Origin of the sequence: Micromonospora sp. NPDC005215 (assembly GCF_040607915.1) — a bacterium.
Classification (GTDB): domain Bacteria; phylum Actinomycetota; class Actinomycetes; order Mycobacteriales; family Micromonosporaceae; genus Micromonospora.
This window is the reverse complement of record NZ_JBEXHQ010000054.1, coordinates 1-13,592: the sequence shown is the minus strand read 5'-3', so window position 1 is coordinate 13,592 and position 13,592 is coordinate 1. Positions and strand designations below refer to the sequence as shown.

Annotated in this window: 14 protein-coding genes and 1 pseudogene; 10 read left to right on the top strand and 5 right to left on the bottom strand. The window is 72.9% G+C overall.

The window, feature by feature from the left end:
- Positions 1-12: 12 nt before the first annotated feature.
- Positions 13-348, bottom strand: coding sequence for a hypothetical protein (locus ABZU25_RS29230; protein ID WP_355032578.1), 336 nt, complete (start codon positions 346-348; stop codon positions 13-15).
- A gap of 120 nt (positions 349-468) precedes the next feature.
- On the opposite strand from ABZU25_RS29230, the gene ABZU25_RS29225 reads away from it, so the two are divergent.
- The 7 genes from ABZU25_RS29225 to ileS all read left to right on the top strand — a co-directional run bounded on the left by ABZU25_RS29225 (position 469) and on the right by ileS (position 7,179).
- Positions 469-1,050 (top strand): RNA polymerase sigma factor, encoded by a 582-nt coding sequence (locus tag ABZU25_RS29225; protein ID WP_355032577.1) that lies wholly within the window; start codon positions 469-471, stop codon positions 1,048-1,050.
- Positions 1,043-1,753 (top strand): hypothetical protein, encoded by a 711-nt coding sequence (locus ABZU25_RS29220; protein ID WP_355032576.1) that lies wholly within the window; start codon positions 1,043-1,045, stop codon positions 1,751-1,753. The genes ABZU25_RS29225 and ABZU25_RS29220 overlap by 8 nt, the downstream gene beginning before the upstream one ends.
- Before the next feature lie 66 nt (positions 1,754-1,819).
- Positions 1,820-2,332, top strand: coding sequence for a hypothetical protein (locus ABZU25_RS29215; protein ID WP_355032575.1), 513 nt, complete (start codon positions 1,820-1,822; stop codon positions 2,330-2,332).
- An 18-nt stretch (positions 2,333-2,350) separates the two neighbouring features.
- On the top strand, positions 2,351-2,575 hold the full coding sequence (locus ABZU25_RS29210) for a DUF5937 family protein (protein ID WP_355032574.1): 225 nt from the start codon (positions 2,351-2,353) through the stop codon (positions 2,573-2,575).
- A 177-nt stretch (positions 2,576-2,752) separates the two neighbouring features.
- Positions 2,753-3,070, top strand: a complete 318-nt coding sequence (locus tag ABZU25_RS29205) for a hypothetical protein (RefSeq protein WP_355032573.1) — start codon at positions 2,753-2,755, stop codon at positions 3,068-3,070.
- A gap of 20 nt (positions 3,071-3,090) precedes the next feature.
- On the top strand, positions 3,091-3,753 hold the full coding sequence (locus ABZU25_RS29200; RefSeq protein ID WP_355032572.1) for a hypothetical protein: 663 nt from the start codon (positions 3,091-3,093) through the stop codon (positions 3,751-3,753).
- A 279-nt stretch (positions 3,754-4,032) separates the two neighbouring features.
- Complete coding sequence (gene ileS, locus ABZU25_RS29195) at positions 4,033-7,179, top strand: isoleucine--tRNA ligase (RefSeq protein ID WP_355032571.1); 3,147 nt, start codon at positions 4,033-4,035, stop codon at positions 7,177-7,179.
- A gap of 19 nt (positions 7,180-7,198) precedes the next feature.
- On the opposite strand, the gene ABZU25_RS29190 is transcribed toward ileS, so the two are convergent.
- Together ABZU25_RS29190 and ABZU25_RS29185 are read right to left on the bottom strand one after the other, a co-directional pair.
- Positions 7,199-8,095, bottom strand: a complete 897-nt coding sequence (locus tag ABZU25_RS29190) for an aldo/keto reductase (protein ID WP_355032570.1) — start codon at positions 8,093-8,095, stop codon at positions 7,199-7,201.
- Positions 8,096-8,168: 73 nt separating this feature from the next.
- Complete coding sequence (locus ABZU25_RS29185) at positions 8,169-9,428, bottom strand: MFS transporter (RefSeq protein ID WP_355032569.1); 1,260 nt, start codon at positions 9,426-9,428, stop codon at positions 8,169-8,171.
- Positions 9,429-9,589: 161 nt separating this feature from the next.
- Between ABZU25_RS29185 and ABZU25_RS29180 the strand changes: the two genes are divergently transcribed.
- Together ABZU25_RS29180 and ABZU25_RS29175 are read left to right on the top strand one after the other, a co-directional pair.
- Positions 9,590-10,582, top strand: coding sequence for a LacI family DNA-binding transcriptional regulator (locus ABZU25_RS29180; RefSeq protein WP_355032568.1), 993 nt, complete (start codon positions 9,590-9,592; stop codon positions 10,580-10,582).
- Positions 10,583-10,691: 109 nt separating this feature from the next.
- Positions 10,692-11,330 (top strand): annotated as a pseudogene (locus ABZU25_RS29175) (phospholipase); the annotation flags it as partial.
- 81 nt (positions 11,331-11,411) lie between these two features.
- Here the strand turns inward: ABZU25_RS29175 and ABZU25_RS29170 are convergent.
- On the bottom strand, positions 11,412-12,536 hold the full coding sequence (locus ABZU25_RS29170; RefSeq protein ID WP_355032567.1) for an FUSC family protein: 1,125 nt from the start codon (positions 12,534-12,536) through the stop codon (positions 11,412-11,414).
- Positions 12,537-12,588: 52 nt separating this feature from the next.
- Complete coding sequence (locus ABZU25_RS29165; RefSeq protein WP_355032566.1) at positions 12,589-13,209, bottom strand: TetR/AcrR family transcriptional regulator; 621 nt, start codon at positions 13,207-13,209, stop codon at positions 12,589-12,591.
- A 27-nt stretch (positions 13,210-13,236) separates the two neighbouring features.
- On the opposite strand from ABZU25_RS29165, the gene ABZU25_RS29160 reads away from it, so the two are divergent.
- Positions 13,237-13,449, top strand: coding sequence for a hypothetical protein (locus ABZU25_RS29160; RefSeq protein ID WP_355032565.1), 213 nt, complete (start codon positions 13,237-13,239; stop codon positions 13,447-13,449).
- The last annotated feature ends 143 nt before the right edge of the window (positions 13,450-13,592 follow it).

Sequence of the window (13,592 nt, the reverse complement as noted above, 5' to 3'; positions counted from 1 at the left end):
AGCAGACGAGCCTCAGCGGGCGTGCCGTTCCGGGTGCGCCCGGTTCCACACCCGCATCCGTTCCGGGTAGCCGGTGCGGCCCGCCTCGTACAGCGGCACCGCGTGCTTGCGGGCGATGGACCCCGCCGCGCGGGGCGTGCCGGTACGGCGACGGATCCACTCCCCGTCGTGGGCGATCGCCACCACGGTGGTGTCCGTCGCGGTGGTCTCCGGCTCCAGGTAGAACTCCACCCCGCGCCGGCTCAGGACGAACGCCTCCAGCGCGGCGAGGTCGTCCCGGGTCGCCTCCCGATCCAGCTTCGTCGGGGTCGCCTCGGCACCCCGGGACCGGCGACTGAACCAGCTCATGCCCCACTCCTTCCCTCGACGCCCCTCCAGTGCAGCACCGAATCCTGGCAATACGCTGCACGCCGGGTGGGAGGAAGCTGACCCGACGAGGGCTGGAACCCGCCAAGCGTGGGCGGTGTCATGAGTGTGACCCGAACGGAGGTTTCCCTGGACGACGACGTGCTCGTCACCCGCGCCCGCTCCGGCGACCTGGAGGCGTACGACCTCCTGGTCGCTCGGCACACCGCGTCCGCGTACCGGACGGCGGTGCTGCTCGGCGCGGGCTCGGACTCCGAGGACGTCATCCAGGAGGCGTTCGTGAAGGCGTACCGCAAGTTGTCCCGTTATCGGGGTGATTCGTCCTTTCGATCATGGTTGCTCGCGATCGTCGCCAACGAGACCCGCAACCTGCACCGGTCCCGCGGCCGGCGCGACGGGCTCGTCCTGCGCGCCGCGGCGGCGAACCCGACGTCGGAGATCGCCGAGGACGCGGCGGTGGGTGCGGTCCTCGCCGGGGAGCGCCGCGCCGCGCTGGTGCGGGCCCTGCGGCAACTCCCGGTGCGGGACCGCGAGGTGATCGTCTGCCGGTTCTTCCTCGATCTCAGCGAGGAGGAGACGGTGGCGGCACTGGGCTGGCCCCGGGGAACGGTGAAGTCGCGCACGTCCCGGGCGCTGGCGAAGCTTCGCGGCCTGCTCGACCGGGAGGAGGTCCGGCATGGGTGACCTCGAACGGGAACTGCGCGACCTGTCCGCCTGGCTGGAGACGCCCGAGCCGCCCGACGTGCGCGCCCAGGTCCGCGGACGGCTACACCGCCCGGTGCGGCGGTGGCGTCCGCTCGCCGCGGCGGCGCTCGTCGCCCTGCTCGTGGCGGTGTTGCCGCCGACCCGTGCCGCCGTCGCCGACGCGGTTACCGGGCTGCTGCGCTTTGCCGGCGTCAGCATCGCCGTATCGCCCGCGCCGACGGTGCCCAGTGGCGTCGCGTCGCCATTGCCCGCGCAGCGGGCCGCCGGTCTGGAAGAGGCACAACGGGCGGTGCGGTTCCCGATCCGCCTACCGGCGAAGCTGGGTCCACCCGAGCGGGTGCTGGTCGCCGACCCCGATCCCACGGGCATCTACCGGGTCGCGACCCTGCTCTACGACGGCGGCGCGCTGCGCGTCGACGCGTTCGACGGTCGCCTCAACCTGTCCTTCCACAAGGAGGTCACGCCGCCGGGAGTGGACTGGGTCCAGGTCAACGGCGACTTCGCGGTGTGGGTCGACCGCCCGCACGTGCTGTCGTATGTGGACCGGTCGGGAGAGGTCCACAAGGAGAGCGCCCGACTTGCCGCCTCGACCCTGATCTGGCAGGACGCCGACGTGAGCTACCGGCTTGAGGGCGCCGTCACCAGGGCCGAGGCGATCGAGATCGCCCGCTCACTGCAGTAGGAACCTGACGGGCGCGGCCGGTGTCCTGAGTACGACGAGTCGCCGACGCGTACCGGAGGGGTCGAGATGGGTTCATCGGGCAGGTTGCTGCTGGCAGCATCGGTGGTTCTGCTGGCGGGATGCACGACCGCGACCAGCGGCGGGTCGGCTCCGCCGCCCGCCACCACCGCCACCACGGCGAGCGCCGCGACGGGCTGCGACTCACGGGTCGAGACGACGTCGCTGCCCGACTGGGCGGACGCCGGATTCAGCGGGGACGCGCGGGTTCCGCACGTCTTCGGCGCGCAGGGGGGCATCGTGGCAGTGCTGTTCGCCCATCCGCTGCGGCAGGTCCGCGAGGACGGCTCCAACAACAAGATCCTATGGGTGGCCCGCGCCGCCACGACCTCGCCCGACCCGACGGCACCGGCGACCCTGGTGATCACCGCGACGCTGGACGGCACCGACACGCGGGTGACCCGGGAGGTCGCCGGCGGTCCGGGTCCGTCGATCATCGACATGCCCCAGGCCGGGTGCTGGCATCTCGACCTGCGCTGGTCCGGGCACACCGACACGGTGGACCTGGTCTACGCCCCCTGAGGTACCCCGGTCTACGCGATGACCTCGAGCAACGCGGGGTCGGCTGCGTCCTGGCCCGCCCTCGCCACCACCGCCGCCTATGGTGTGGTCGTGCCGATCACCTTTCAGCTTTCCGCAGATCGGGCCGCGGCGGTGACGTTCGCGGTGTCGCCAATTGTGGAGTTGGCCTGGGCGTGGCATGTGCTGGTCGGCACCGAGCATCACCCGGAGCGGGCGGAGTGGGGCGCAGCGGGTCCTCGGTGAGTTGCCAGACGACCTGGCCGCAGAGTTGAGCGCGTGGTCGTTCGCGGTGCGAGCGGTCCGCGCGACAGTGTTCGCGGATCCGATGCTGCAGCCAGCCCCCGATTGGGTTCAGGCGGTGCCGGGTGGGACGAGCCCGGCGGGTTTCGAGGTGGCTGGGCCCGGTTCGTGGGATCCAGTGTGGCCACAGTGAACACGGCGGTCACACTGGCTCTCGGCTCCAGCGACCCCGCGGCGTGGCTGGACTTCTGTGGCCGGATGAGCGATCGGGGTGCCTTTCGCGATGCCGTGCTGGCGAACCCCGACGACCGGGTGTCGATGATGCTGCGCACGCTCGGGGGCAACGTACTCGTCCACGGCCACAGCACCCTCACCAAGCACTTCGGCGTGGCGCCGCAGGATGTCACAGTCGCGCTGGTGTACGCCGACGACAGAGTCATCGCCATCGACGGCGGCGTCTACGAGGGCGGCCGGATCCTGCTCACTCGACTCCGCTGACCCTGGCTAGGCTGCCCGACGTGTGGGAGGACGTGCGGACGGCGGCCCGCAACAACGCCGAATGGTGCGACATCGTCTGCGGCAGCCACGGGCTGGCCGGCCGTACCGGTGCCGACGCCTGGTCGGTCCCCCACCGCTCGCCTCCGTGGTATCCGGACGCGGTCACCCTGCGGCCGGGCGTCGACGCCGTGGCCCTGCTGGCCCGGATCGACGCCGGACCCGGCGCGTCGGTGAAGGACAGCTTCGCCGACCTCGACCTGTCCGGGTACGGGTTCCGGGTGCTCTTCGACGCGCAGTGGATCCACCGGCAACCGGCGTCGCCACCGGCCGGCGAACCCCTCACCCCGGTCGCCACCCCCGACGACCTGGCGGCCTGGGCGGCGGCCCACGGCGGTGGGGAGCTGTTCCGCCCCGCGCTCCTGGCCGACCCCCGGGTACGGGTGCTCGCCCGCCACGACGACCGGGGTGTGCTCACCGGCGGAGCGGTGCTCAGCGGCGACGGCCCGTACGGCGTCTCCAACCTGTTCAGCCGCACCGACGACTCCCGCGACATCTGGCGCGCGGTGTGCGCCACCGCGCCCGACGCGCCGCTTGTCGGCTACGAAACCACCCCGGACCTGGCGGCGGCCCTCGCCGCCGGATTCACCACCACCGGCCCGCTGCGCGTCTGGCTGCGCGCCTAGCACTCCGGCCACCGGCTCCGCGCACGGACAGCTATGCTGCACGGCATCGGCACCGATCCGGCCATCACCGGGGAGCCTCCGGAAGAACGGGCAGTTCGACTGCCCCAGTAGAACCGGACGTAGCGGCACGTCACGTCGCGAAATGGAGCGGCGCCCGCACTGCCGGGGCGCAAGCGGGGTGGTACCGCGGAGTCCTGGCCATACGCCTGACACTTCGTCCCCGCGTGGGCAGTAGTCCGATGCCCGCGTGAGCGGATGTGGAGTGTAGGGAGAACCTCGGTGCCGGACGGTTCGTCGAAGTCGCCATTCGTGCCACTGCCCACCAAGATCGACCTTGGTGGGATGGACCGTGCGGTCATCGAGTGGTGGCAGACCAACAACGTGTTCGACCGGAGCCTGGAACGGACGGCCGACGGTCCGCCGTGGGTGTTCTACGAGGGGCCGCCGACCGCCAACGGCACGCCGGGCACCCACCACATCGAGGCGCGGGTCTTCAAGGACCTCTTTCCCCGGTACCGGACGATGCGGGGCTTCTCGGTGCCCCGCCGTGCCGGCTGGGACTGCCACGGCCTGCCTGTTGAGCTCGCGGTCGAGAAGGAACTGGGGCTCAGCGGCAAGCCCGACATCGAGAAGATGGGCATCGCCGAGTTCAACGCCCTGTGCCGCACCTCCGTGCTGCGGCACGTGGACGAGTTCGTCCAGCTCAGCCAGCGGATGGGTTACTGGATCGACCTGGAGCACCCGTACCAGACGATGTCACCGGAGTACGTGGACAGTGTCTGGTGGTCACTGAAGCAGATCCACGACGGCGGACGCCTGGTGGAGGACTTCCGGGTCGCGCCGTACTGCACCCGCGACGGCACGACCCTGTCCGACCACGAGGTGGCGCAGGGGTACGAGACCGTCACCGACCCGTCCGTGTACGTGCGGTTTCCGGTGCCCGGGGCGGTGGCCGGACACCACGGCGTCGAGCTGCTGATCTGGACCACCACCCCGTGGACCCTGGTGTCCAACACCGCCGTCGCCGTCCATCCCACTGTGACGTACACCCTCGCCCGCACCGGGCAGGGCACGTTCGTCGTCGCCGAACCGCTGACCCGGCGGGTGCTCGGTGACGAGGCGGAGATCCTGGCGACCGTACCGGGGTCGGCCCTGGAGGGGTTGCGGTACGAGCGGCCGTTCGACCTGGTGGACATCCCGGACGCGCATCGGGTGGTCCTCGCGGACTACGTCACGACCGAGGACGGCACCGGCCTGGTGCACCAGGCGCCGGCCTTCGGCGCGGACGACCTCGCCGTCTGCCGCGCCTACGGGTTGCCGCTGGTGAACCCGGTGGCCCCGAACGGGCGGTTCAACGACGACATCGACCTGGTCGGAGGGGTGTTCTTCAAGGACGCCGACGGGTTGCTCATCGACCGCCTCAGGACGTCCGGTCGGTTGTTCCGGCACGAGCCGTTCGAGCACCCCTACCCGCACTGCTGGCGGTGCCACACCCCGCTGATGTACTACGCGCAGCCGTCCTGGTACATCCGGACCACCGAGGTACGCGACGAGCTGACCCGGGAGAACGAGAACACGAACTGGTTCCCGGAGCACATCAAACACGGCCGGTACGGCGACTGGCTGAAGAACAACATCGACTGGGCGGTGTCCCGCTCCCGGTACTGGGGCACCCCGCTGCCGCTGTGGCGCTGCCCGGACAACCACGTGACAGCTGTCGGCTCCCGTACGGAGCTCGGAGAGCTGGCCGGCGCCGATCTGTCCGAGCTGGACCCGCACCGCCCGTACGTCGACGAGATCACCTTCGCCTGCCCGGACTGCGGCCGGATCGCCACCCGGGTACCCGAGGTGATCGACGCCTGGTACGACTCCGGAGCGATGCCGTTCGCGTCGTTGGGCTACCCCCACGTGCCGGGCAGCAAGGAGATCTTCGAGCGCACCTACCCGGCCCAGTACATCTGCGAGGCGATCGATCAGACGCGGGGGTGGTTCTACACGCTGATGGCGGTGGGCACCCTGGTCTTCGACCGGTCCCCGTACGAGAACGTCGTCTGCCTCGGGCACATCCTGGCCGAGGACGGCCGCAAGATGAGCAAACACCTGGGCAACATCCTGCTGCCGATCCCGTTGATGGACACGCACGGCGCCGACGCGGTGCGCTGGTTCATGGCCTGCTCCGGCTCACCGTGGTCGCCGCGCCGGATCGGGCCCGGTCCCCTCGACGAGATCGTCCGCAAGGTGTTGATGACCTACTGGAACACCGCGGCGTTCTTCTCGCTCTACGCGGCGAACTCGACGTGGGCGCCGCAGCTGGCGCAGCCGGTCGCCAAACGACCGGTGCTGGACCGGTGGATCGTCGGCGAGGTCCATGCCCTCGCCGCCGCCGTGGACGAACGCTTGCAGAACTACGACACGGCCCGCGCCGGCCGGCTGCTCGCCGACTTCATCGACGACCTGTCGAACTGGTACGTGCGGCGCTCGCGGCAGCGTTTCTGGGAGGGCGACCCCGACGCCCTCACCACCCTGTACGAGTGCCTCGACATCCTCACCCGGCTGCTCGCGCCGTTCATCCCCTTCCTGACGGAGGAGGTGTGGCAGCAGGTCATCCGGCGTGGCGCCGGGTCGGCCCCGGAGTCGGTGCACCTGGCGACCTGGCCCACGCCCGACACCACAGTGATCAACGCCGAGTTGTCGGCCCAGGTGGCCACGGCGCGGGCGTTGGCCGAGGCCGGCCGGTCGGCGCGTAAGACGAGCAGCCTGCGGATCCGTCAGCCGTTGAGCCGGGCGCTGGTGGGGCTACCGGCCGGCACCGTGCTCCCGTCGGCGTTGCTCGACGACATCGCCGACGAGTTGAACGTCAAGGACCTCCAGCCGCTCGATGCGCAGAGCGGGGTCATCGACGTGCGGGTCAAGGCGAACTTCCGGACCCTGGGCCGCCGGTTCGGCAACCGTACGCAGCACGTCGCGAAGGCCATCGCCGCCGTGGCCGCGCGGGAGTTGGTCGACGGTGTCCGGGCGAACGGGGCGTTCCCGCTGACTGTCGACGGGGCGCAGGTCGAGGTGGGCCTGGACGACATCCTGATCACGGAGGTGCCGCGGACCGGCTGGGTCGTGGAGTCCCAGCGCGGGGTGACGATCGCGGTGGACACCGAGATCACCCCCGAACTGGCCGCCGAGGGCGTCGCACGCGACGTCGTACGCATCGTCCAGCAGGCCCGCCGCGACGCTGACTTCGAGGTCTCCGACCGGATCACGGTGTCGATCGCCGCGCCCGCGGCGGTCGCGGCGGCGATCTCCGCGCATCGGATGCTCATCGCGCACGAAACCCTGGCGCTCACGTTAACGGTGGTGGACGCGTTGTCGGAGGGTTTCTCCGGCACCGTGGGCGACGGTCAGGAGATCGTGGTGCACGTCGTGCGGGCCTGAGCGGTGCCGAGGTGGCCGATCACGGCAGCCGGGTCAGGTCCTGCGGCGTCAGGCGTAGGGCTCCGGCGGCCACGTTCTGCGCCAGGTGGTCGGGGTCCGCGGTGCCGGGGATGGCGAGCACGTGGGGGCCCCGGTGCAGCGTCCAGGCCAGGCGTACCTGCTGCGGTGTGACGCCGTGGGCGCGCGCGACGGCCACGACGGCCTCGCTCTGCGTGGCGCCCGCGCCCGCCTCCCGCCCGGTGCCGGCCAACGCGAAGAACGGCACGTAGGCGATCCGCCGCTCGCCGCAGGTCCGGACGAACTCGTCCTGCTCCCGGTAGGCGTCCACCCCGTAGTTGTTCTGCACGCAGACCACCGGCGCGATGTCGGCCACCTCGTCCACCTGCTCGGGCCGGACGTTGGAGAGCCCGAGGTGCCGGATCAGCCCGGCGGCGCGCAACTCGGCGAGGGCGCCGAACCGATCGACAAGCGGCACCGCGCCCGGCCCCCGGCCGAGGCGCAGGTTCACCACGTCGAGCTGGTCGCGGCCGAGCCGACGCAGGTTCTCCTCCACCTGGGCGCGCAACTGCGCCGGGGTGAGCGCCTCGGTGAAGCCCGCCTCCGGGTCGTACCCGAAGCCGACCTTGGTCGCGATCACCAGGTCGTCCGGGTACGGGGCGAGCGCCGCGCGGATCAGCTCGGTGGCATAGCGGGCCGGGCCGGTGCCGACCCGGAGGGCCCCGCCGGGCGAGACGTAGAACGCGGCGGTGTCGATGTGGTTGACACCCAGTTCCACGGCGCGGCGCAGCAGGGCGACCGCCCGGTCCCGGTCCGGGTTCGCGGTGATCCGCATGGAGCCGAAGCCCATCCGGCGTACGGTGCGGTCGCCCAGGGTCCAGGTGCCCGCCGCGGCGGCGGTGATCTCGTCGGTTGGCATCGGGCGACCCTAACCAGCGCGGGTACGCGGCGCAGTCCGCCGCGCACCCGATACCGCTCGGCGGCGGAGTGGGTTAGTTTTTGTGTGCTGCCGGAGCCGGCTCGGCGGTGTGCGGCGGGCGCAGCACCCGCACCAGCAGCAGGGTCGGCAGCAGCAGCAGCGGCACCACCAGCAGCGCGCGCAGCGTGCCGACCTCGTCACCGAGCAGCCCCAGCAGCGGCGGCCCACCCAGGAACGCGGTGTAGCCGATCACCGCGACCACGCTCACCCGTACCGGCGCGTGGGCCTCCTCGTCGGCGGCAGCGCTCATCCCGACCGGGAAGCCCAGCGACGCGCCGAGGCCCCACAGCGCGACGCCGACGATGGCCAGCGGCCCCGAACCGGCCAGCACGGCCAGGCCGGCGCCGACCACGGCGAGCCCGATGGTGCCGGTGAGCACCGGCACCCGACCCCACCGGTCCAGCGCGACGGTGCCCGCGGTGCGCCCGGCGGTCATGCCCACGACGAAGACGCCGAAGACCGCCGCGCCGGCTGCCTCGCTCAGGTCCCGTCCGTCGATGAACGCGACGGCCAGCCAGTCGTTGGCGGCACCCTCGGTGAACGCCGCCACCAGCACGAACAGCCCGATCAGCAGGGTGCGTGGCTCCCGCCAGGCGGCGAGCTGCGCACGGCGGCGGCCCGCCGGGGTGGCGTCCGCCGGGTCGCCGGTGTGATCGCTGGCGACGGGCAGGAACGTCCGGGAGGCGAGCACGGTGCCGGTCAACACGACCACCGCCACCGCGACGAGGTGCGCGCCGACCGCCACGTCGAACCGGGCCGCGCCGGCGCCGAGTGCCGCTCCGGCCACCGAACCGAGGCTCCACCCCGCGTGGAAACGGGGCATGATCGTCCGACCCAGGCGCCGCTCCACCGCCGCGCCCTCGACGTTCATCGCCACGTCGCAGGCACCGGAGCCGTAGCCGAAGGCGACCAACCCCAGGGCCACGACGGCGAACGACCCGGTCATCGTGGCGCCGAGCCCCGCCACGGTCAGGCCGAGCGCGACCAGCACGGTGGCCAGGGTCACGGTGCGGGCCGCGCCGAGTCGCTGGGCGAGCAGGCCGGAGGTGGGCATGGCGAGCAGCGCGCCGACGCTCATCGCCAGCAGCAGCAGGCCGAGGCGGCCGGCGGAGAGGTCCAACGCCTCGCGGACCGCCGGCACGCGGGAGAACCAGCTGCCGACGGCCAGCCCGTTGAGGGTGAAGGTGACAGCGACGCCGTTGCGGGCGATCAGCACCGCCCGCGAGGGCGGTGCGGTGTCCGGGGCTACGGGTCTGCTGGTGGGGGCGCTCACGGGGTCAGGTCCTCTTTCTCGGGGTGATCTCCTGGCACGATCGCACACCTGAGAGCGCTACCACCACAACCGGCAACCGCCCCTTACCGCCGTTGGACCGGCCGGGGCATGATGTGAACAGGCGTTTGTCCGACCGGACGGGCTGCCGCGGGGAGGCGATGATGACGGCAGCGGCACAGCGACCGGCCACTCTCGAGGACGTCGCCCGGATGGCCGGGGTGTCGCGGTCCACCGCGTCGCGGGTGATCGCCGGCACGGGGTTCGCCTCGCCGGCAGCTCGGGAACAGGTCACGGCAGCCGTCGACCAGCTCGGTTACGTGCCGAATCCGGCCGCCCGGGCGCTGGTGCGCGGCGGCGGCGGCTTACGACTGGTCGTGGCCGCGCAGGGGGCCAGCGCGGCGGTGCTGGACGACCCGTACGTCCACCAGGTGGTCGGCTCGGCCGCCCGGGTGTGCACACCCGCCGGTGTCGGGGTGGCGCTGCACTGGCTGCCGCTCGGCGACCCCCGCGGCCTGCACCAGCTCGAGTGGGACCGCACCGTGTGCGGGGTGATCCTGGTCAACACCACCGAGGACCTGCTGGCGGTGGTTCCCGGGTCGCTGCGCGGCCGGGTGGTCTCGATCGGAGTCGGCTCGGCGACCGTGCCGTCGTTCGACGTCGACAACGCCGCCGGCTCGGACGCGGTGCTGCGCCACCTGTACGCCGCGGGTCGCCGCCGGATCGCCATGGTGACCGGCCCCCGGTGGCTGCCCTGCGCGCAACGCCCCGTGCAGACGTACCGCCGGCTGATGCGCCAGGCCGGCCTGCCGGAGTGGGAGATCACCGGGGACTTCACTGCGGCGCGCGGCCGGGTGGCGGCCGGCGAGGCACTGCGCCGCTGGGCGGACGTCGACGCGATCTACGCGATCAGCGACGACACCGCGCTCGGAGTGATCGCGGGGCTGCGCGACGCCGGTGTACAGGTGCCCAGCGACGTCGCGGTGGCCGGCTTCGACGACATCCCGCTGGCCGGGATGACCGCCCCGGCGCTGACCACGGCGAGCCACCCGGTCGGGCGGATCGCCGTGGCCGCGGCCACCGCCCTGCTGGACGGGCGTCCGGCCGCTCGGGTGACCCTCTTCCCGTCCACCCTGGTGGCCCGGTCCAGCGCCTGAGCCCCGACCGTCAGCGGGTCGCTGCGCCTCCCGCCCGACGCCGACGGTTAAGCCCCGGCCGCCCGGGTAACCGCGTCGGACGTTGCGTCGACCGCGAGGAGCGCAGGCCGTGTCCGACCCCGCGCCGCCGTACCCGGATCCCCGGCACGGGCGGCTGACCGCGCGCCCCCACCCGCCGGTGACGCCGGGGCCCACCGGGCTGCTGCGGTTGACCGGCCCCGACGGGGAACGGCTGGCGCTGGCGTACGTCCCGGATCCGGCACCCGACGGTTCGGCGTACCGGCTGGTGCTGCTCCTGCACGGCGCGGGCGGCTCCGCGCGACAGGGGCTGGACCTGCTGTCGCCGGTGGCGGACGCGCAGCACCTGCTGCTTGTCGCCCCGGAGTCGTCGGCGGCCAGTTGGGACCTGATCGCCGGCGGTTTCGGGGCGGACGTCCGGCGTATCGACGGACTGTTGGCGACCGTATTCGATGGCTACCCGGTGCGGGACGTGACGTTCGGTGGTTTCTCCGACGGCGCCTCGTACGCGCTCTCGCTCGGCCTGGCCAACGGGGATCTGGTCGACCGGGTGCTGGCCTTCTCCCCCGGTTTCGCCGCGCCACCGACCACCCACGGCCGACCACGGATCTTCGTGTCGCACGGTGTCGACGACCGGGTGCTGCCCATCGACGTGTGCAGCCGCCGCCTCGTTCCCCACCTGCACGGCCTCGGCTACGACGTCGCCTACGAGGAGTTTCCCGGCGGCCACGAGATCCCCGCCTCGATCCGCGACTCCGCCACCACCTGGCTCACCAGCACACCCCGCGCCGCGGGCACGCTGGTGGAGACGTCAGACGGCGGGGAGGCCGAGGGCTTCGTCGACGCGGGCGAGGACGGCGGCGTCGTCCTCCGGGTTGACGCCCCGCAACAGGTCGATGGCCGTGGCCCGAACCTGACCGATGATCATGGCTAGGGGGAGGGTCGGCGTGGCGCCGAACAGCTGCCCGGCGGTGTGCACGGCGGCCAACGCCGCCTCGTCGGCCCGGGTGCCGTGCCGATCGGCGGGCTCGTCCTGGCCGTCGAGGTCGGCGGCGAGGGCGGCACCGGCCTGGCGGACGGCCTCGGCCAGCGACCGCAGGGCGGCACCCAGCTCGGGCGGCGCCGGGGTGTGCAGCCGGCTGAGCGTCACGCCGGCGCGGGCCAGCACCCGGACGTTGCGCACCGCGTAGTCGATCTGCCGGATCGACTCGTCCACCGACCTCAGCCGACCGATGTGCCGGCGTCGACGTACGTTGAGCCGCAGTGCCTCACCGGCGGCCAGCACCCCGTCCCGCAGCCCGTCCACCCGGGCGTCCATCCCCCGGGCCTGCGTCAGCGCCGCGAAGGCGGCGGCCTCGTCGCCGTGGTCCAGCGCGTCGGCGATCTCGCCCAGCAGCCCGGCGAGTTCGTCGAAGGTCCGCCGCACCTCGGCGACCAGCGGCGCGAGGGGGTGCCGGGCGTCGACGAGCAGGCTGGTCGCGAGCGCGACCGCGCCGCCGATCAGCGCGTCGACGAAGCGGAACGGCACCAACGACCCGTCCGGCGGTGCGACCACCACCAGGTAGAGGGCGGAGACCGCGGCCTGCACCAGCGTCACGCCGGTGGCGCCGAAGGCCACCGCGAGGAGGACGGTGAGCAGGATGACGGTGCCGACCGTCCAGGTGCTGCCCGGGCCGAGTGCCTGCACCACCAGGTCCGCGACGAGCACCCCGGCGGCGACCCCGAGCACGACCTCGACGGCCCGGCGGATACGTTGACCGCGGGCCTGACCGAGAACGATCAGCGCCGCGGCCGGCGCGAAGAAGGGCTGCGGGTGCCCGAGCAACCGGGTGGCCAGCAGCCACGCCACGGTCGCCGCGACGGTCGCCTCCAGCACCGGCCGCCAACCGTGCCGCAGCCGCCCACCGGCCGTCCGCAGCCCACTGAACCGCACCATCGCCACCCTCCTTCTCACCCGCCGGGGCGCTATCGCCGACCGGGACGGCGGGTCACTTCCCGGCGAGGGCACGCAGCAGCGTACGGACCGCGGCGCTCAGGTCGGCACGGCTGGCCGCGCTGCCGGGCTGCGGGGCGCTGAGCACGCCCGCGCCGACCAACCGGTCGAAGAGCAGCCCGTCCACGAACGCGACGAACTGGTCGCCCTGCCGATCGGGGTCGGCGGCCCCGGCCCGGGTCAGCAGGTCCCGGGCCTGCGCCCGCAGGCCGGTGCCGTGTTGCAGGATTCCGCGCAGCTCGGGCCGGTGCACCGCCTCCAGCAGGCAGGCGTATCGGGCCAGGGTCCGACTGCGCCCGGTGCTCAACCAGCGGTCGAGCACCTCGGCGACGCCGGCGGCGAGGTCGTTTCCGTCGAGCCGGGGGGCGGCTGTCGGGGGCCGCGGGCCGGTCGGCAGGTCGTGTTGCGCCAGGTCGGCTCGGTCCCGTTCGGCGAGCCGTCCCACCACGGCCTCGATCAGCGCCTGTCGGGTGCGCAGGTACGCGGAGGTGGTGCCGGGCGGCACCGCGGCCCGGCCGTCGACCGCCCGGTGGGTAAGCGCTCGCATGCCGCCCTCGGCGATCAACTCGATGGCCGCGTCGGTCAGCAGCGCGATCCGGTTCGTGCGGGCCGTCACGGCACTCCCTCCTTCCGGTGGTCCGCAGTGCTGGAACGTGCCACCGAACCGCGCGAGGTCGGCGCCGGCCTGACCCTGATGGCCAACGCACTGCGCGGGCTGGACGCCCTCGGCCTCGGCCCGGCCGTGCGCCGGGGTGGGGCCGCGCCCGGCGGGGTGCCGGCCGCCCTGGCGGCGTACGACGACAAGCGGCGCCCGCGCATGGCCCGGTACGCCGACTGGCGACCTCCCGCCGGCTAGACGAGTAAGTCCTCACTGTGCTGCCCAGGGACACCTGGGCCTGGCTCAGGCTGTGGACGCAGCCGGCGGCGGGCGGTGACTGTCGGTCACCTCCACGGGGGCGGATGCGGTAGTGAGCGGTATACCTCTGAGTCATATTCATA

Coding starts and splice junctions, on each gene's coding strand:
- ABZU25_RS29225 (WP_355032577.1), top strand. CDS start 469: ATGAGTGTGACCCGAACGGAGGTTTCCCTGGACGACGACGTGCTCGTC.
- ABZU25_RS29220 (WP_355032576.1), top strand. CDS start 1,043: ATGGGTGACCTCGAACGGGAACTGCGCGACCTGTCCGCCTGGCTGGAG.
- ABZU25_RS29210 (WP_355032574.1), top strand. CDS start 2,351: ATGACCTCGAGCAACGCGGGGTCGGCTGCGTCCTGGCCCGCCCTCGCC.
- ABZU25_RS29215 (WP_355032575.1), top strand. CDS start 1,820: ATGGGTTCATCGGGCAGGTTGCTGCTGGCAGCATCGGTGGTTCTGCTG.
- ABZU25_RS29230 (WP_355032578.1), bottom strand. CDS start 348: ATGAGCTGGTTCAGTCGCCGGTCCCGGGGTGCCGAGGCGACCCCGACG.
- ABZU25_RS29190 (WP_355032570.1), bottom strand. CDS start 8,095: ATGCCAACCGACGAGATCACCGCCGCCGCGGCGGGCACCTGGACCCTG.
- ABZU25_RS29170 (WP_355032567.1), bottom strand. CDS start 12,536: ATGGTGCGGTTCAGTGGGCTGCGGACGGCCGGTGGGCGGCTGCGGCAC.
- ABZU25_RS29180 (WP_355032568.1), top strand. CDS start 9,590: ATGACGGCAGCGGCACAGCGACCGGCCACTCTCGAGGACGTCGCCCGG.